General features: G+C 61.8%; 15 protein-coding genes. 9 read left to right on the forward strand and 6 right to left on the reverse strand.

Features of this window, described 5'->3' with window-relative positions:
- Positions 1-6: 6 nt before the first annotated feature.
- Positions 7-906, forward strand: coding sequence for a hydroxymethylglutaryl-CoA lyase (locus tag AACU78_RS27825; protein WP_106578958.1), 900 nt, complete (start codon positions 7-9; stop codon positions 904-906).
- 672 nt (positions 907-1,578) lie between these two features.
- Here the strand turns inward: AACU78_RS27825 and AACU78_RS27830 are convergent.
- Entirely contained in the window at positions 1,579-3,216 is a 1,638-nt protein-coding gene (locus AACU78_RS27830) for an AMP-binding protein (protein WP_106578811.1), read from the reverse strand.
- Positions 3,217-3,379: 163 nt separating this feature from the next.
- Between AACU78_RS27830 and AACU78_RS27835 the strand changes: the two genes are divergently transcribed.
- From AACU78_RS27835 to AACU78_RS27850, 4 genes are read left to right on the forward strand one after another with little or no spacing between them, the layout of a single operon-like run.
- Complete coding sequence (locus AACU78_RS27835; protein ID WP_106578812.1) at positions 3,380-4,543, forward strand: isovaleryl-CoA dehydrogenase; 1,164 nt, start codon at positions 3,380-3,382, stop codon at positions 4,541-4,543.
- A 10-nt stretch (positions 4,544-4,553) separates the two neighbouring features.
- Positions 4,554-6,161 carry a carboxyl transferase domain-containing protein gene (locus AACU78_RS27840; protein ID WP_106578813.1) on the forward strand — a complete coding sequence of 536 codons (1,608 nt, stop codon included), beginning with the start codon at positions 4,554-4,556 and terminating at the stop codon, positions 6,159-6,161.
- A 15-nt stretch (positions 6,162-6,176) separates the two neighbouring features.
- On the forward strand, positions 6,177-6,983 hold the full coding sequence (locus AACU78_RS27845) for a gamma-carboxygeranoyl-CoA hydratase (protein ID WP_106578814.1): 807 nt from the start codon (positions 6,177-6,179) through the stop codon (positions 6,981-6,983).
- A complete protein-coding gene (locus AACU78_RS27850) occupies positions 6,980-8,905 on the forward strand; it encodes an acetyl/propionyl/methylcrotonyl-CoA carboxylase subunit alpha (protein ID WP_106578815.1) in 1,926 nt (641 codons plus the stop codon). The genes AACU78_RS27845 and AACU78_RS27850 overlap by 4 nt, the downstream gene beginning before the upstream one ends.
- Here AACU78_RS27850 and AACU78_RS27855 read toward each other — a convergent pair.
- Positions 8,902-9,537 carry a LexA family protein gene (locus tag AACU78_RS27855; protein ID WP_106578816.1) on the reverse strand — a complete coding sequence of 212 codons (636 nt, stop codon included), beginning with the start codon at positions 9,535-9,537 and terminating at the stop codon, positions 8,902-8,904. The genes AACU78_RS27850 and AACU78_RS27855 overlap by 4 nt on opposite strands.
- 130 nt (positions 9,538-9,667) lie before the next feature.
- On the opposite strand from AACU78_RS27855, the gene AACU78_RS27860 reads away from it, so the two are divergent.
- Positions 9,668-10,018 carry a DUF6124 family protein gene (locus AACU78_RS27860; protein WP_106578817.1) on the forward strand — a complete coding sequence of 117 codons (351 nt, stop codon included), beginning with the start codon at positions 9,668-9,670 and terminating at the stop codon, positions 10,016-10,018.
- Positions 10,019-10,482: 464 nt separating this feature from the next.
- Positions 10,483-11,634, forward strand: a complete 1,152-nt coding sequence (locus AACU78_RS27865) for a M14 family metallopeptidase (RefSeq protein ID WP_106578818.1) — start codon at positions 10,483-10,485, stop codon at positions 11,632-11,634.
- An 18-nt stretch (positions 11,635-11,652) separates the two neighbouring features.
- On the opposite strand, the gene AACU78_RS27870 is transcribed toward AACU78_RS27865, so the two are convergent.
- Together AACU78_RS27870 and AACU78_RS27875 are read right to left on the reverse strand one after the other, a co-directional pair.
- Positions 11,653-12,192, reverse strand: a complete 540-nt coding sequence (locus AACU78_RS27870; protein ID WP_106578819.1) for a cytochrome b — start codon at positions 12,190-12,192, stop codon at positions 11,653-11,655.
- Positions 12,189-13,271, reverse strand: a complete 1,083-nt coding sequence (locus AACU78_RS27875) for a catalase family peroxidase (RefSeq protein ID WP_106578820.1) — start codon at positions 13,269-13,271, stop codon at positions 12,189-12,191. Before AACU78_RS27875 ends, AACU78_RS27870 begins: the two co-directional genes overlap by 4 nt.
- 168 nt (positions 13,272-13,439) lie before the next feature.
- On the opposite strand from AACU78_RS27875, the gene AACU78_RS27880 reads away from it, so the two are divergent.
- Both AACU78_RS27880 and AACU78_RS27885 read left to right on the forward strand, forming a co-directional pair.
- Positions 13,440-13,946 carry a sigma-70 family RNA polymerase sigma factor gene (locus tag AACU78_RS27880; RefSeq protein WP_106578821.1) on the forward strand — a complete coding sequence of 169 codons (507 nt, stop codon included), beginning with the start codon at positions 13,440-13,442 and terminating at the stop codon, positions 13,944-13,946.
- Positions 13,943-14,680 carry an anti-sigma factor family protein gene (locus tag AACU78_RS27885; RefSeq protein WP_106578822.1) on the forward strand — a complete coding sequence of 246 codons (738 nt, stop codon included), beginning with the start codon at positions 13,943-13,945 and terminating at the stop codon, positions 14,678-14,680. The genes AACU78_RS27880 and AACU78_RS27885 overlap by 4 nt, the downstream gene beginning before the upstream one ends.
- Here the strand turns inward: AACU78_RS27885 and AACU78_RS27890 are convergent.
- Together AACU78_RS27890 and AACU78_RS27895 are read right to left on the reverse strand one after the other, a co-directional pair.
- A complete protein-coding gene (locus tag AACU78_RS27890; protein WP_371924159.1) occupies positions 14,677-15,666 on the reverse strand; it encodes a Csu type fimbrial protein in 990 nt (329 codons plus the stop codon). The two genes, AACU78_RS27885 and AACU78_RS27890, sit on opposite strands and share 4 nt — an antisense overlap.
- 16 nt (positions 15,667-15,682) lie before the next feature.
- On the reverse strand, positions 15,683-18,076 hold the full coding sequence (locus AACU78_RS27895) for a fimbria/pilus outer membrane usher protein (protein WP_106578823.1): 2,394 nt from the start codon (positions 18,074-18,076) through the stop codon (positions 15,683-15,685).
- Positions 18,077-18,085 lie beyond the last annotated feature (9 nt).

Here is an 18,085-nt window from a genome sequence, read left to right on the forward strand (position 1 = left end):
GCCATCATGCCCCTCCCCTCACACGTACGCCTGGTGGAAGTCGGCCCGCGCGACGGCCTGCAGAACGAAGCCCAGCCCATCAGCGTGGCCGACAAGGTCCAACTGGTGGATGCCCTGACCGACGCAGGCTTGAGCTATATCGAAGTGGGCAGCTTTGTCTCGCCCAAGTGGGTGCCGCAGATGGCCGGGTCGGCGCAAGTGTTTGCGCAAATACAGCGCAAACCCGGTGTGACCTACGGCGCACTCGCACCGAACCTGCGAGGTTTTGAAGACGCCGTGGCCGCTGGCGTAAAGGAAGTCGCCGTGTTTGCGGCCGCGTCCGAGGCGTTTTCCCAGCGCAACATCAACTGCTCCATCAGCGAAAGCCTGGAGCGCTTTGCGCCCATCATGGCGGCGGCCAGGCAGCACGGCGTCAGCGTGCGCGGTTATGTGTCGTGTGTGTTGGGTTGCCCTTACGAAGGTGACATCGCGCCGGAACAGGTCGCGGCGGTCGCACGCGAGTTGTATGCCATGGGCTGTTATGAAGTTTCCCTGGGCGACACCATCGGCACCGGCACGGCGGGCGCTACGCGGCGGTTGTTTGAGGTGGTCGGCGCGCAGGTGCCACGGGACAAATTGGCCGGGCACTTCCATGACACCTACGGGCAGGCGATTGCGAATATCTACGCCAGCGTGCTGGAAGGAATCACGGTGTTCGACAGTTCCATCGCGGGCCTCGGCGGCTGCCCTTACGCCAAGGGCGCCAGCGGTAACGTGGCGACGGAAGACGTGGTGTACCTGCTCAACGGCCTGGGTATCGACACCGGCATCGACCTGCAGGCGCTGATTCTCGCGGGCCAGCAAATCAGCAGCGTGCTTGGCCGGCCTACCGGGTCGCGGGTTGCCAAGGCGCGTAACGCCAGTTGAGTAGAGCGGCTGTGACAATGTGTTACCGCACGGCTACATATCGAGTAACACGGGAACATATTTTGTCGCATTCGCCGTAGGTATTTTCCTACTAAAAACTCAAGTCATTGATTTAAAAGGAATTTAAAAAGTTGGCACGGCTTCTGCTATCTCTATTGCATAACAAGAATAAAAAGCGCCAAACCTAATAAAAATAAGACGAAACGACTCTGACATAACAAAAACAACACGGCAGAGACGCAGCTAACAGATTTTTTTGGAGAAGATGTGCTTCGCAGGGTACGGCATGCCGAAACCCGCAACCGGTTAGAGAAAAATAAAACTACCTCAGGTAGCTGCCACTGGTTGGATCGGTAACGAAGAAGCAGATCAGCGCTCAAAAAAATACGTTTGCTCTTGACCCCGGATGGGGGTCGCCCAAAACAGCGGTAAAGGGTAACGGCTGCTAAAAACAACAACAGGCCGCCCTCAATAATAAAAAAGAGCACGCAACGACAAATTAAAGGGGACCTTCGGGTCCCCTTTGTGCTTTCCGGGATTCGACAAATGCTTGTCGGGCACCGATCAAAAGGTGGGAGCGGGCTTGCTCGCGAAGGCGGTGTGTCAGTGACAGATGAGCTGGCTGACCCTGCGCAGTCGCGAGCAAGCCCGCTGCCAGATGGGTTGGGGTTGTCAGTTGGGCTGGCTTTTCAGCTCCGCGATCGAGATTTCGCGCATGCGAAATTTCTGGATCTTGCCCGTCACCGTCATCGGAAACTCTTCCACGAATTTGAAATGCTTGGGCGTCTTGAAGTGCGCGATGCGCCCCTTGCACCAGGTTTGCAGCTCCAGCTCGTTGGCCAGATGGCCCGGATGGAACTTGACCCAGGCGACGATCTCTTCACCGTAACGCTCATCCGGGATGCCAATGACTTGCACATCTGCCACCGCCGGGTGGGTGAAGAAAAACTCTTCGAGCTCGCGCGGGTACACGTTTTCGCCACCGCGAATGATCATGTCCTTGTTGCGCCCGGCGATACACACGTAACCGTGTTCATCCATGGTCGCCAGGTCGCCGGTGTGCATCCAGCCCGCGTCATCGATGGCGTCACGGGTGCCATCGGGGTTGTTCCAGTAGCCGAGCATCACGCTGTAGCCGCGCGTGCACAGCTCGCCGATTTCACCGCGCGCGACGGTATTGCCGGCGGTGTCGATTATCTTGTTTTCCAGCTGCGGCTGGGTGCGGCCCACGGTGGTGACGCGGCGCTCGAGGTCATCATTGGCACCGGTTTGCAGTGACACCGGGCTGGTTTCAGTCATGCCATAGGCAATCTGCACTTCACCCATGTGCAGTTCGCTGATGACGCGGCGCATCACCTCGATAGGGCATGTGGCCCCGGCCATGATCCCGGTGCGCAAGCTTGTCAGCTCGAATTCGCCGCGGCGGGGGTGATCGAGGATGGCGATGAACATGGTCGGCACGCCGTAGAGGCCGGTGGCGCGCTCTTCGGCGACGGCACTGAGGGTCAGCAGCGGATCAAAGCCGTCATTCGGGTAAATCATCGTGGTGCCGTGGGTGATGCAGCCAAGGTTGCCCATGACCATGCCAAAGCAGTGATACAACGGCACCGGGATCACCAGCCGGTCGTGCGCCGTGAGGCCCAGGCTTTCGCCAACCATGTAACCGTTGTTGAGAATGTTGTGATGGCTGAGGGTGGCGCCCTTGGGAAACCCGGTGGTGCCGGACGTGTACTGAATGTTCACGGCCTGGTCGAAATGCAGGCTGGCCTGGCGGCTGTGCAGCTGTTCGGGCGGGACGCCAGCGCCCAGGGCCGCCAGCTGCGACCAGGGCAAAAAACCCTGGGGTGGGTTGGGGTCGAGGCTGATCATGGCGCCCAGGTTGGGGCTCAGTGCCTGCAGCATGGCGTGGTAATCGGAGCCTTTGAATGACCCGGCGCACACCAGCCATTGGCAACCTGACTGGTTGAGCACGTACTCCAGCTCACTGCTGCGGTAGGCCGGGTTGATGTTGACCAGGATCACGCCAAGCTTGGCGCTGGCAATCTGGGTGATGCACCACTGTGCACAATTGGGCGCCCAGATGCCCAGGCGGTCGCCGGCTTGCATGCCCAGGGCCAGGAACGCACGGGCGTGCAAATCAACCGCCTCGGCCAGTTGCCGCCAGGTGTAGCGGCGTTGCTGATGGCGCACCACCAACGCTTCACCCTCGGGGTAGCGCGAGACCGTGTTATCGAAGGCCTGGCCTATGGTCATGGCCAGCAAGGCCTTGTCCTGAGCGCCACGGCTGTAGCTCTGATTCGATTGATCCATAACGACCCCTTTTGTCTTTTTTGTAAGGTGGACGGCGGCTGCTTGACGTAAACGTAAACTACGATTGACAGCCTCGCAACGCAAGCTTACGTTAACGTAAAGGTGAGCGCCCTCCCCGGCGCTCAACCACACAACAACAAAGCTCACATTAAGGTGCCTGTCCATGAGTTACCCGTCCCTGAACTTCGCCCTCGGCGAAACCATCGACATGCTGCGCGACCAGGTGCAGTCCTTCGTGGCCAAGGAAATCGCGCCCCGCGCGGCTCAAATCGACAGTGACAACCTGTTCCCCGCCGATATGTGGCGCAAGTTCGGTGACATGGGCCTGCTCGGCATTACGGTGCCGGAAGAGTACGGCGGCGCCGGCCTGGGCTACCTGGCCCACGTGGTAGCCATTGAAGAAATCAGCCGAGGCTCGGCGTCAGTCGGGCTGTCCTACGGCGCCCACTCGAACCTGTGCGTCAACCAGATCAACCGTAACGGCAGCCACGAACAGAAGCTCAAATACCTGCCGAAGCTGATCAGCGGCGAGCATATCGGCGCCCTCGCCATGAGCGAGCCGAACGCCGGCTCCGACGTGGTCTCGATGAAACTGCGCGCCGAAAAACGCGGCGACCACTATGTGCTCAACGGCAGCAAGACCTGGATCACCAACGGCCCCGACGCCAACACCTTCGTGATCTACGCCAAGACCGACGTGGAGAAAGGCCCTCACGGCATCACTGCATTTATCGTCGAGCGCGACTGGAAAGGCTTCAGCCGCAGCAACAAGTTCGACAAGCTCGGCATGCGCGGCTCCAACACCTGCGAGCTGTTTTTCGATGACGTGCAAGTGCCCGAAGAAAACATCCTCGGCGCACTCAATGGCGGCGTGAAAGTGCTGATGAGCGGCCTGGACTACGAACGCGTGGTGCTGGCGGGCGGCCCGATCGGCATCATGCAGGCGTGCATGGACCTGATCGTGCCGTACATCCACGACCGTAAGCAGTTCGGCCAGAGCATCGGCGAATTCCAGCTGATCCAAGGCAAGGTCGCCGACATGTACACCCAGCTCAATGCCGGCCGCGCCTACCTCTACGCGGTGGCGCAGGCGTGCGAGCGCGGTGAGACCACGCGCAAGGATGCCGCCGGGGTCATCCTGTTCAGCTCCGAGCGCGCCACACAAATGGCCTTGGACGCCATTCAGATTCTGGGCGGTAACGGTTACATCAACGAATTCCCCGCCGGGCGCCTGCTGCGTGACGCCAAGCTGTACGAAATCGGCGCCGGCACCAGTGAGATTCGCCGGATGCTGATCGGCCGCGAACTCTTCAACGAAACCCGCTGAAGGAGCGCCCATGGCCACCTTGCACACCCAGCTCAACCCGCGTTCGGCAGAATTTGCCGACAACAGCGCAGCCATGCGCCTACAGGTCGACGCCCTGCACAGCCTGCTCGCCCACGTGCAGCAAGGCGGTGGCGCCAAGGCTCAGGAGCGGCACACGTCGCGCGGCAAACTGCTGCCCCGTGAGCGGATCAATCGTTTGCTCGACCCGGGCTCGCCATTCCTTGAACTGAGCCAACTGGCGGCCCATCAGGTGTACGGCGAAGACGTGCCGGCGGCCGGGGTGATAGCCGGGATCGGCCGCGTAGAAGGCGTCGAATGCATGATCGTCGCCAACGACGCCACGGTAAAAGGCGGCTCCTACTACCCGCTCACGGTAAAAAAACACCTGCGCGCGCAGACCATCGCCGAGCAGAACCGCCTGCCGTGCATTTACCTGGTGGACTCCGGTGGCGCCAACCTGCCGCGTCAGGATGAGGTCTTCCCGGATCGCGAGCACTTCGGGCGGATCTTCTTCAACCAAGCAAACATGAGCGCCCAGGGCATCCCGCAGATTGCGGTGGTGATGGGCTCGTGCACCGCGGGCGGTGCCTACGTGCCGGCCATGGCGGACGAAGCGATTATGGTGCGTCAGCAGGCGACCATCTTCCTCGCCGGCCCGCCGCTGGTGAAAGCGGCGACCGGCGAAGTGGTCAGCGCTGAAGACCTGGGCGGCGCCGACGTGCACTGCAAGATCTCCGGTGTGGCCGACCACTATGCCGACAGCGATGAACACGCGCTGGCCCTGGCCCGGCGCAGCGTGGCCAACCTCAACTGGCGCAAACAGGGCCAATTGCTGCAACGCCCGCCGGTGGCGCCGCTGTACAGCAGCGAAGAGCTTTACGGCGTGATCCCGGCCGATGCCAAGCAGCCGTTTGATGTGCGCGAAGTGATTGCGCGCCTGGTTGACGGCTCGGTGTTCGATGAATTCAAGGCACTGTTTGGCACCACGCTGGTGTGTGGCTTTGCCCACCTGCATGGCTATCCGATTGCGATTTTGGCCAATAACGGGATTCTGTTCGCCGAAGCCGCGCAAAAAGGCGCGCACTTTATCGAACTGGCCTGCCAGCGCGGGATCCCGCTGCTGTTTTTGCAGAACATTACCGGCTTCATGGTCGGCCAGAAATACGAAGCCGGCGGCATCGCCAAGCACGGCGCCAAGCTGGTCACCGCGGTGGCCTGTGCCAAGGTGCCCAAATTCACGGTGATCATCGGCGGCAGCTTTGGTGCCGGTAACTACGGTATGTGCGGCCGGGCTTACGACCCGCGCTTTTTGTGGATGTGGCCCAATGCCCGCATCGGCGTGATGGGTGCCGAACAGGCGGCCGGCGTGCTGGTGCAGGTCAAGCGTGAACAAGCCGAACGCGCCGGCGCAGACTTCAGCGCCGAAGAGGAAGCTGCAATCAAGCAGCCGATCCTTGACCAGTATGAAACCCAGGGCCATCCCTATTACTCCAGCGCGCGCTTGTGGGATGACGGCGTCATCGACCCGCTGCAGACCCGCGACGTGCTGGCCCTGGCCTTGTCCGCTTCGCTGAACGCCCCCATCGAGCCGAGCCGCTTCGGCGTGTTCCGCATGTAAATGGAGCTGTACCCCATGAGCGATTTCAACACCCTCGAACTGATCACCGACCGCCGTGGTTTTGCCACGCTGTGGCTCAGCCGCGAAGCCAAGAACAACGCGTTCAACGCCGAAATGATCCGCGAACTGATCATCGCGCTCGACCAGGTGCAGGGCGATTCGTCGCTGCGCTTCGTGGTGCTGCGCGGGCGCGGCAAGCACTTCAGTGCCGGTGCCGACCTGGCGTGGATGCAGCAATCGGCCGAGTTGGACTACCACACCAACCTGGACGACGCCCGCGAGCTGGCGGAGTTGATGTACAACCTGGCCAAGCTGAAAATCCCGACCCTGGCCGTTGTGCAGGGCGCGGCCTATGGCGGCGCGCTGGGCTTGATCAGTTGCTGCGACATGGCGATCGGCGCCGATGACGCGCAGTTCTGCCTGTCGGAGGCGCGCATCGGCCTGGCTCCGGCGGTGATCAGCCCGTTCGTGGTGCAAGCCATCGGCGAACGTGCAGCGCGGCGTTATGCCCTGACCGCCGAGCGTTTTGGCGGCCAGCGGGCACGCGACATTGGCCTGCTGGCAGAAAGTTACCCCGCCGGTGAGCTGGATCAGCACGTCGAACACTGGATCGCCAACCTGCTGCTCAACAGCCCTGCGGCGATGCGCGCCAGCAAGGACTTGTTGCGCGAAGTGGGCAACGGCGCCCTCACCCCGGCGTTGCGCCGCTATTGCGAAAACGCCATCGCGCGGATTCGCGTCAGCGCCGAGGGCCAGGAAGGCTTGCGCGCCTTCCTGCAAAAACGTCCGCCCAGCTGGCAAGCACAGGAGCCGCGTTCATGAGCCCACTGACGACTGTACTGGTGGCCAACCGCGGCGAAATTGCCTGCCGAGTGATGCGCACCGCCAAGGCCATGGGCCTGACCACCGTGGCGGTACACAGCGCCATCGACCGTGATGCGCGCCACAGCCGCGAGGCAGACATCCGTGTCGACCTGGGTGGCAGCAAGGCCACCGACAGCTACTTGCAAATCGACAAGCTGATTGCCGCCGCCCAGGCCAGCGGCGCCCAGGCGATCCATCCCGGGTATGGGTTTCTATCGGAAAACGCCGGTTTTGCTCGCGCGATTGAAGCGGCCGGGTTGATCTTCCTCGGCCCGCCCGCCTCGGCCATCGATGCAATGGGCAGCAAATCGGCCGCCAAGGCGCTGATGGAAAAAGCCGGCGTGCCGCTGGTGCCGGGTTACCACGGCGAAGCTCAGGACCTGGACACCTTCCGCGCGGCCTGCGAGCGCATCGGCTATCCGGTGCTGCTCAAAGCCACTGCGGGGGGCGGCGGCAAGGGCATGAAGGTGGTCGAGGACGTCAGCCAACTGGCCGAGGCCCTGGCTTCCGCACAGCGTGAGGCACTGTCGTCGTTTGGCAACGGGCAGATGCTGGTGGAGAAATACCTGATTAAGCCGCGTCATGTGGAAATCCAGGTCTTTGCCGACCAGCACGGCCACTGTTTGTACCTCAATGAGCGCGACTGCTCGATTCAGCGTCGCCATCAAAAGGTCGTGGAAGAAGCGCCGGCGCCGGGCCTGAGCGTTGCGCAGCGCAAAGCCATGGGCGAAGCCGCCGTGCGCGCGGCCCAGGCCATCGGTTATGTGGGCGCGGGCACGGTGGAGTTTTTGCTCGACGCGCGTGGCGAGTTTTTCTTCATGGAAATGAACACGCGGCTGCAGGTGGAACATCCGGTGACCGAGGCGATTACCGGCCTCGATTTGGTGGCCTGGCAGATCCGTGTCGCCCAGGGCGAGCCGCTGCCGATCACCCAGGACCAGGTGCCGTTGATCGGGCACGCGATTGAAGTGCGCTTGTATGCCGAAGACCCGGCCAATGATTTTCTGCCGGCCACCGGGCACCTCGCGCTGTACCGCGAAAGCGCACCCGGCCCGGGCCGTCGCGTCGACAGCGGGGTAGAACAAGGCGACAGCGTTTCGCCGTTCTACGACCCGATACTGGGCAAACTGATTGCCTGGGGCGAAGACCGTGAGCAGGCGCGCCTGCGTTTGTTGAGCATGCTCGATGAATTCGCGGTGGGTGGGCTCAAGACCAACCTGGGCTTTTTGCGGCGCATCATCGGCCATCCGGCGTTTGCGGCGGCTGAATTGGATACCGGGTTTATTCCGCGCTACCAGGCTGAGTTGTTGCCGGTGCCGGGCGAATTCAGCGACGAATTCTGGCAGGCCGCAGGCTCAGCGCTTATGCAGAGTCTGCCGCCAGGTGATGGGCCGTGGGCGGACACGCGGGGTTTTCGCGCGGGGCTGCCTGCCGAGGTTTCGCTGCATTTGAGCAGCGGCGCGCAGGATCGACGGGTGACATTGGGTGGAGGCGCTGCGCAGCTACGTGGCGAGCAGTTGTGGCTTGAGCACAACGGCGTACGCCGTGCCCATCTGGCGGTGCGCGGCGAAGGTTGCGTGTACCTGCGCTGGGACGGCGAGATGCATGCAGTGAGCCTGTTCGACCCGATTGCAGCGGTCGAGGCCAACCAATCTCATCAGGGTGGGCTCACGGCGCCGATGAACGGCAGCATCGTGCGGGTGTTGGTGGAAGTCGGCCAGGCCGTCGAAGCCGGTACACAATTGGTGGTACTGGAAGCGATGAAGATGGAGCACAGCATTCGCGCGCCGCACGCCGGCGTGGTCAAGGCGCTGTTTTGCCAGGAAGGTGAAATGGTTGCCGAAGGCAGTGCCCTGGTGGCGCTGGAAACAGCGGACTAAAACTTCGCCGTGGCTTGCACGACAACGCCGAGGATTCGGCAATCGTCGGTAAACAGCTGCTTGGGATAAGTGGGATTGAGCGGCACCAGGTAGCGCTGGCCGCTTTCTTCCATTAACTGGCGAAAGGTCGCCTGGGGGCTGTCGGCCCATTGGGCGACCACCAGTTTGCCGGGTTCGGCATCAATGGCCGGGTCCACCAGAATCAACATGCCTGCGCCAATACTCAAACCACTGGGGGCAGTCATCGCATCTCCCGTCACAGGCAGCCAGTAGGCTTCGCCCCGGGCGTGGTAATCGGTCAGCTCAAAACGCGCGGCGCCGTAGGCCGGGCGCTCCTCGCGTATTTCGCAGACGCCCTTCCAGTCGCTGACCGGGTAGCGAAAATACGGGTTGTAGTGTTTTTCCAGGGGCGGGGCCTGATTGGCTTTCGGCCGAATTTCGAGCGCAACCTCCAGATACTCCAACCCTAACTCGGCGAGTACCCGGTTCATGTCCGCCAGGCTTGGCACGCGACGCTTGTTGAGCCAATGGCCCACGCCACCCTGGGACATGCCCAGGCGTTCAGCCAGTTCATCCTGCGTGACCTTGCGGTCTTTCATGTTGGCTTTGACCAACGCTATCCAGTTATCCATGGGCGGTGACAATACGTTGTGCAGAGGCCACGACAATAAACAGTTTGTAGTAATCCATCAAATTACATAAATACGATTCGTATTAGTATCGGCCGCAGGTTTTCGACATTCACTCAGAGTAGCCACCCTCATGACGACCCGCCCGTATCAACTGCCCGGCACCGCTGAAACCGAACAACTGTCGGGGCTGCGCACCAGCGGCGCGGCTCAGCGCGCATTGGATCATTACTTGAAAGACGATGTGTCGGCACCGCTCCCGGACGAGTGTTTCTTCGACATCAAGCCCAACGTCAGCCACGAGGACGCGCTGGTGCATGCTTCGGAGCTGTTACGCAGCGCGGCAGCGGCGGCCTACGAACTGGCAAGCAGCCGGCAGGGCAACCAGCGGGACCTGGCGTTTTCAGTGGTGTATTTAATTGATATGGCGAAGGTGATGGTGGAGCGGACGCTGCAGTCGCCGGTGGCTCAGGCAAGCGCATAACAGACACAACGCAAAATATTTCTATCCCGCGGATAAAAACATTTGACTTGCAAATGATAATGATTATTATTGGGCTCAGCTGATCGCGAGATCAGTCGATAGACCAAGGGACCTTAGGTCGGACTCTTGGAATATCTCCTCATCAGGCTAATCACGGTTTTTGACCCGGCTCATTGGCCGGGTCTTTTTTTTGCCAGTTTCTCTGGCATGGCTTCAGGCTAATGAAGACTGTGTGTTGCTTGATGGCGCGCATGGTAGCAAAAGACCATCGTCAAAAGAAAGCCGAACGAGCGCTCTAGCCCCGATCTTTCCGAAATAGCGCTTGAGAATCAATCTCATAGATTCTAAGCTGCTGCTGCGTCAAGGATGACGCCCCCTCCTCCGTGCAAAAATATTGCATCAAGATTTTGCCTGACTCCTGTGTAAGATATCCGCCACAACACTCATATTCAGGCAATCAGACTATGACCGTGGCCTTGACCTCCATCAAGATCAGCACCGACTTCGACAGTGGCAACATCCAGGTTCTGGATGCGAGTGATGCCTATCAGTTATTGCTGGCGATCAAACCCGACACCCGCAGCGCACACTTCCAGTGGTTCCACTTCAAGGCCGAAGGCATGCACGTGGGCCACACCCACACCTTCCGCCTGAGTAACGCGAGTCAGTCTTCTTACAAAAATGCCTGGAGCGGCTACAACGCCGTGGCGTCCTACGACCATATCAACTGGTTTCGCGTCCCCACGCGCTTTGATGGCGAAACATTGCACATCAGCCTGGAAACCCGCGAAAAACAAGCCTGGATCGCCTACTTCGAACCCTACAGCCGCGAACGTCACGACGCCTTGATCGAGCAGGCCATGACCCGCGCCGGCACCCAGTTACTCGCCACCGGTAAAAGTGCTGAAGGCCGAGATATCCAACTGCTGCGCCGCGGCAAGGGTGGCGAGGGCCAGCGCAAGGTCTGGATCATCGCCCAGCAGCACCCCGGCGAGCACATGGCCGAATGGTTCATGGAAGGCGTCATTGAACGCCTGCAACAGGACGGTGACGCCGAGTTGAAAAAACTGCTGTCCGTCGCTGACCTGTACCTGATCCCCAACATGAACCCCGACGGCGCCTTCCACGGCCACTTGCGCACCAATGCCATGGGCCAGGACCTCAACCGTGCCTGGCAGAGCGCCAGTCAGGAAATCAGCCCTGAAGTGCTGTTCGCCCAGCAGCAGATGGAAAAATACGGCGTCGATCTGTTTCTCGATATTCACGGCGACGAAGAAATCCCCTACGTGTTCACCGCCGGCTGCGAAGGCAACCCAGGCTACACGCCTCGCCTCGAAGCGCTGGAAAAACACTTCCGCAGCCACTTGAGCGCGCTGACTCGCGACTTCCAAACCACCCACGGCTACACCCGCGACCTGCCGGGCGAGGCCAACATGACGCTGGCCTGCAATGCCGTCGGAGAGAAATTCGACTGTCTGTCGCTGACCCTGGAGATGCCCTTCAAGGACAACGACGATGCGCCCAACCCGAAAACCGGTTGGTCAGGTGAGCGCTCCAAACAGTTGGGCAAGGACGTCTTGAGCACGGTTGCCGATATCGTCACGGCACTGCGCTAAACCGTCCCGCCCCCGGCATCAGTCCTTGGTGCCGGTCATGCTCTGCAGCACGCCGTCACGGCGAATCAACCCGTGAAACAGCGCCGCCGCCAGGTGCAACAGCACCGTCAGAAACAGCAGATACGCCAGATACCCGTGGGCCTTGCGCAACACCGCAAACAACGGCGCATTCGCCCCCACCAACGCCGGCAACTGCACTGAACTGCTGAGCATTACCGGGTCACCGGCCGCCGAAATCATCGCCCAGCCCAGCAGCGGCAACACCAGCATCAACGCGTACAACAGCACATGAGAGGCCTTGGCGGCCAACCTTTGCCACAGCGGCAAATCATCAGGTAGCGGCGGTTGCCGAGTGGAAAAACGCACCACCAGCCGCACGATTACCAGCGCCAGAATCGCAATCCCCAATGGCTTATGCAGGTGGATCAGCCACTCATGGCGCTCCGACACCGACGCCGCCATGCCCGCACCGATAAACAACATAGCGATGACCATCAGCGCCATCAGCCAATGCAGCACGCGCGCCAGCGGCGCGAAATAGCGTGGTTGAACATTCATGGCTTCGACTCCTGAGGGGCGCTGTGCAGCGGGCTGACTTCACCGGCACGACGCACGTACGAGCTGGCGTAGGCTGCCGAACGCGCCGCCAGCAGCGGATCGTCGGAGGCCTGGATACCACTGGGCAAAATCAGCGGATCAAAGTTGATATCGCGGCAATCGCCGTCCGCTTGCGGCTGGCTGCTCTGCAGTACCAGCGTGCCGGCGTTGAGCACCTTGTGTTCGCCGGTCCAGGTTTTGCTCGCATCGTCCAGTGGGTCACCAGGGTTGGCCAGGGTCATGTTCAGCTGCCAACGCAGCGGGCCGGACGCCAGGCGCTGCACCAGGTCTTTTTCAAGAAAGTCACTGCCCGACGGTGCGGTATCGCCCGCTGCATCCTGGCTCTGCGGCACGACGCCCCAACGCACTGCCTGGCGTTTGCCGTCAGCGCTGACCAGATAAAACGCATTGATGCCGTTGTAGGTCTCTGTCGCATAGCTGGCCGACGGCTTGGCCGTCTTGACCCACGCCAGGAACGGCGCAGTCTCCGGGTGCGCGGCAAAAAACGCCGGCATGCCCGCCGGGTTCGGCTTGCCGGTGGCCGGGTCTGGCGCGCCCGCCTTGAGCATCTGGTAAAAGGCTTCAGGCGTGCCCACCGGAAACACCGGCATGCTGTTCATCCCGGTGCGCCATTGCTGGCCGTTGGCTTGGCTCAATTGCAAGGCAAAACTGCGGATCGGCACACTGCTGTCCGGCGCGTAAGGGTTGCCACTGGGCAAGGCAAATCGGCCGATCACCGGCGTTCTCGCTTCGCTGAACACCTGGGCACTGGAATACGCCCGCGCCTCCGGGCTGCTCTCGAAGTAACCCGCCACGCACACGCCCTTGGCATGGTTGCGGCGAAAGCCAGGGTGCAGGCCGTTATTGGTTTCCAGGGCATTCACCAGGGTTTTGGGGCGCAGGCGCTGTGGGTCGAGGGTGCCGTTGACGTAGGCAAACGCCCCGGCAACAACGGCAACCACGGCACCGATACCGGCGAGCCGTGCGATCAGGCTCGCGGTACTCAACGGAGGGCGGGGCGGTGATGAGTGATCTACCATGAAGTGACTCCAGGGCCAGAGGCCTAAGCGGTGAAACATAAGGTCGGAGCATTAAGACGAACGCCGATCCGCTCTATTCCCACGCCCTGTGTTTATTTTTCAGGTTTGGGAATAACCTTCAACGTCAGACGTCTCTCTAGTCCCAGCGTAGCGACCAGCCAGATTCCCATGCATGAACTCGACGAACAGTTACGTGAACTGATCCCCAGGATGCGGCGCTTTGCCGTGTCCCTGACCCGTAACACCAGCAGCGCCGACGACCTGGTGCAGTCGACTCTGGAACGCGCAATCACCCGATGGGCCGACAAACGCATCGAAGGCGACTTGCGCGCGTGGCTGTTCTCGATTCTTTACCGGCAATTCCTCGACGCCCACCGCCGCAGCCGGCGTTACGCGCGCATGCTCGACTTCTTCACCGGCCGTGACGACGCGCAACCCTCGGTGGAGCGCACGGTGATGGCCCAATCGGCCTTGCAGGCTTTTGACCAACTCAACACCGAACAGCGCGCCCTGTTGCTCTGGGTGTCGGTCGAAGGCTTAAGCTACAAGGAGGTTGCCGTCATCCTCGAGGTGCCCGTCGGCACCGTCATGTCGCGCTTGTCCCGGGCGCGCCAGGCGCTGCGCCAACTCAGTGATGGCGAAATTGCCAGCCCTTCCCTGCGGATACTCAAATGATCAGCCTGCCCCCCAGCGAACGCGATTTGCACGCCTACGTCGATCACCAACTGCTGGAGAGCGATCGCCGCGTGCTTGAAACCTACTTGGCGACCCACCCCGACGTCGCTGCCCAGGTGCATGCCTGGCAACAGGATGCGCAAGCACTGCGCGCGTCATTGAGCGGGGCCTTGCAACAACCGGCCAACCCCACGCTGGACCCGGCGCTGATTCGCCAACGCATCAAACACCAATCGCGTCGCCACTTCGCCACGGCTGCCGTGTTGTTGATCGCCGTCAGCCTGGGCGGTTTTGGCGGCTGGCACGCCCGCGAAGCGACCCAGCCTGCCCTGTTGCCGATGGCCGACGCCATGCAAGCGTTCCGCCTGTTTGCTCAGGACGGCATCATGCCCGCCGACTACAACGCCCAGGATGGCGGCTCGATGCAGGCCTGGCTGGATCGCTACTTCAACCAGGCGCACCGCCTGCCGGACTTGAGCCAGGCAGGTTTCAAGCCCGTCAGCGGGCGCTTGCTCACCACTGAGCAGGGCGCTGCCGCGATGGTGCTGTACGAAGACCCGCAAGGCCGGCGCATCAGCTTCTACATCCGCCCACCTGGCCCGGAAAACGGCTTTCTGCCCCGCGGCAGCCGCAGCGCCGATGGTTTGCAGGCCGAGTACTGGTCCGGCAGCGGCTACAACTACGCGATGGTCAGCCCGGTGGATCAGCCGACCACGCAGATGATGAAGTTCTAAAAGCCCACGTCCAGCACCACGTTGTCCAGATAAGTGCCGCCCGGCGGCGTGGCCTGGTCGGTGTAGACCTTGGCGTTGTAGTTGAACACCTGGCTGCCGGTGCCCAGGCCGTTGCCAGGGTTGACCTCGGCCGTTGAACTGGCCCGACGCGCCGTGCCCACGCTGCCCCAGCGGGTTGTGCTGGCACTCTTGAAGATGTCGTAAGCAAGGAAGTTACCGGCGGACACCATCTGCCGGCGGCCACCCACACTCACCGGGTTCTGCCCGTCACTGAGGCCCACGGTGTAGGCGCTGCCCTTGGTGCAGGCAACGCTGGCCTGCCCGTTGACGGTGGAAAATGCACTGACCACCGGCGCGCTGCCAAAGGCGATGGCGGGCGTAGTGATCTGGCAGTCATTGACCACGGTCATGCTCACATTCAGCGTGGTCGTGCCGTTGTTGATCTCGCGGCCCGCGCAAATCCCACCAATGCCAATGCCCGAACAGTAATTCCAGTTCCAGAAGATACTCAGGGTTTCGGTGTACACACCTGCCGCCACGTTACTGCCGACGGTGGTGGCGAAATACAGCGGCACAATTTTGGTACCCGGCCCGAACACCAGGCCAAGGGAGGCGGCAATGCCACCACTGCCGCCAAAATCGAACGCGGTGCCGCGCGTCATTGGGAACGCGGTGGTGTTGTTGGCATAGATCGTATAGCTGATGACATCCCCGGTCGGCCCGACCAGGCCGCCTTGCGAGGAGCCGGTGACGGTCGCATAGAAATGGTCATTGGAGGTCAAGACTGACAGCAGCGCCGGCGTGCAGCTCAACCCAGCGTTGGTGGTCGAACTCGGCTGGGAGGTGGTGCGCACGGTCATGGAACTCACCGTGGTGCCGAAACTGGCCGGCACGGTGGCGCCCACCGTGCACACCGCCTGCACCTGCACCGACACGCCCAGGCTCGCCAACAGCAGTAACCGCAACAGCCAATCCTTGACCTGCACACGCACACTCCTTACGTCATTGGCACACCAGTGGCCCGATCAGCGGCACCTGCTCCTGTGTGGTATCCAGTTCGAACGTCGCCTGGCAGGTCTGGCCATCGCCGACGGTGACCTGCAAGGTGTTGTGGGCCGCCAGGTTTTCCAGGTAGACCAGCCCGTCCCACCCCACCACCGCCAGCGCGCCGCTTTGCTCGTGTCGCACCTGGCTGCCCAGGGGCAAGTCCTGATGCTGGGCATCGACTAGGGTGATGCTCGCCGCGAGCACCCGGCGCACCGGAAACTCCAGCAGGTAGCCACTGCCCCGGCGCACGGCCACGCGCTGCTCGACATTGGGCACTTGCATGTTGGCCGGCAGGTTCAGCGGGTCGATCTCGTATTTTGCCCGGTAGTAGGCGCTGGTCCACGGCACCAGCAAGTGCCCGTTGCGGTCGGTTTCACCCACCACTTGGTTCTCGTAGCGTACCGGTACGCCGCCGACGCCATCGGTGCTCACCACCACAAACGCATCGTCGACACGGTTGGCCGCGAACACGTGGTGGTCCATCCATACCAGCGAGCCACTGGCATCCGCCCAGCGGGTTTCGGCGTCGCGGTTGCCATACACGCCGGCCTGCAACTGCACCGACTGCAAGCGCCAGGTCAGGTCGGCCTGCCGATAAGCCGGCCCGTCACCGCTGGCGTAACCCAGGTTAAAGCCCACGCCGCCCTCGGCCGGCACTGCCCGGCTGTAGTTGACGCGCTGCTGGCTTTGTCCGGTTTTGCTGCGTTCGCTGCCCACGCTGAGGCTGCCATAGATGTCGAAAGGCACCACCACTTGGGCCTGCACTGCCCAGCTGCTGTCACCGACCTCGTGGTTGGCCGACAGGTAGAAACTGCTGTTGCGCCACAGCGCTTTACTCCAGGTCATGTTCACCAGGCGGGTGCGAGAATCATCCGCCGCCTGCACATCGAAATACCCCACGCCCAAACTGCCGAAATCGTTGAGGTTCAGGCTTAAGGTCGCTTGCTGGCTGCGCTTGCTGAGGCTGGCATAGGGCGTGTCGACCAGGCTCAGGTCGGCGTACTCATCGCGGCGCTCTACCCGTTGATAAGACACGCTGTAACGCTGATTGCTGTACTGGTAGCCCAGGCTCAGTTGCTGGCCTGTGCGCCCGTCGAACTGGCTTTGGCTGACGGCGGTATTGAGCACGCCGAAGTTGCCCATGCGCAGGTTGCCGCCGACACCGCCCAAGGCCAGGTCACCCGCGGCTTCGGCGTGGCTTTCCAGGGTAAACGCATCCGACAGCCCGTACCGAAACGTGCCGCTCGCCACGCCGGAGCCGTAGCCAAAATCGCGCACGGTGTAGTCGCGGCGCAGGTTACCCGCCGCCACCGAAAAGTCCGACAAGCCCTTTTGCAACAGCGTACTCGTGACGTAGAACGGCACCGTGGTCGAGACCTGCCGGCCCAGGGCGTCGGTGGTCACCACCACCGCCTCACCCGCGCCGTTGATGAACGGCACGTTGGTCAGGGTGTACGGCCCAGGCTGCAGGTCGGCGCTGCTGGTTTTGTAGCCGTTGATAAACAGGTCCACCGACGACGGCACGGCGGCCTCACCGGCAAACTGTGGCAGCGGGTAGGTGACCAAATCCGGACGCACGCCAAAATCGCGCGACACCTGCACACCGCCAAGACGCACCGAGGTGCTCCACGGCAAGGCGCCGCTGATCACGTCGCCGGCCTCATAGGTCAGCAGGCGCTCGTCGTCGGAAAACCGCCACGTGGTGTCATAACGCCGATAGCCGTTGTCCAGGCTGCCGCCGGCTGTCTCCCGGCCAAGCGTGGTGCGGTACTGGCCGGTGTTGGACAAGGTGCCCCAGGTGTCGAACAACCTGACTTCGTTGAAGATGCCGAGGTAGGTGCCGGCGTCATCGGTGTCGTTGAGGTAGGCGTCATAGTTGAGCAGCGCGCCAAAGCTGGTCAGCGCCTGGGTGCGCGGGTAATTGTTGCGGTTGCCGATAAATTGCTCCGGCAACCAGGCCGGCGGCACGCTGAGCATCAGGCGCTGGCCCTGGCTGTCGTAATCGGCGTGCATGCCTGGCAGGTTTTCCAGCGCAACCTCGGCAGGCACTTCACCCGGCAGCTTCATACCGATTTCCTGCAACACCGACGCCGGCAAAAACAATTGCCCGGCACGCTGATTGACGGCGACCACGCGCCCGGTATCCATCTGATTGACCACCAGTTCCAGAAACAACTGCGCATCGGCAACAGCCTCCATACTGCTGGGAGGGGGCGGCAATGGAGCGGCCACACCCGGCGCCGCAAGCACCAGGCCAGACAGGCCACTCACCACCCACACCGATCGCCATAAACCTCTCGCCCGTTCATGGCTCACCAAGGCTTTGTGTCCATCAATGGACATCTCCATCCGTTAACA

Source organism: Pseudomonas sp. R9.37 (assembly GCF_963878885.1).
Taxonomy (GTDB): domain Bacteria; phylum Pseudomonadota; class Gammaproteobacteria; order Pseudomonadales; family Pseudomonadaceae; genus Aquipseudomonas.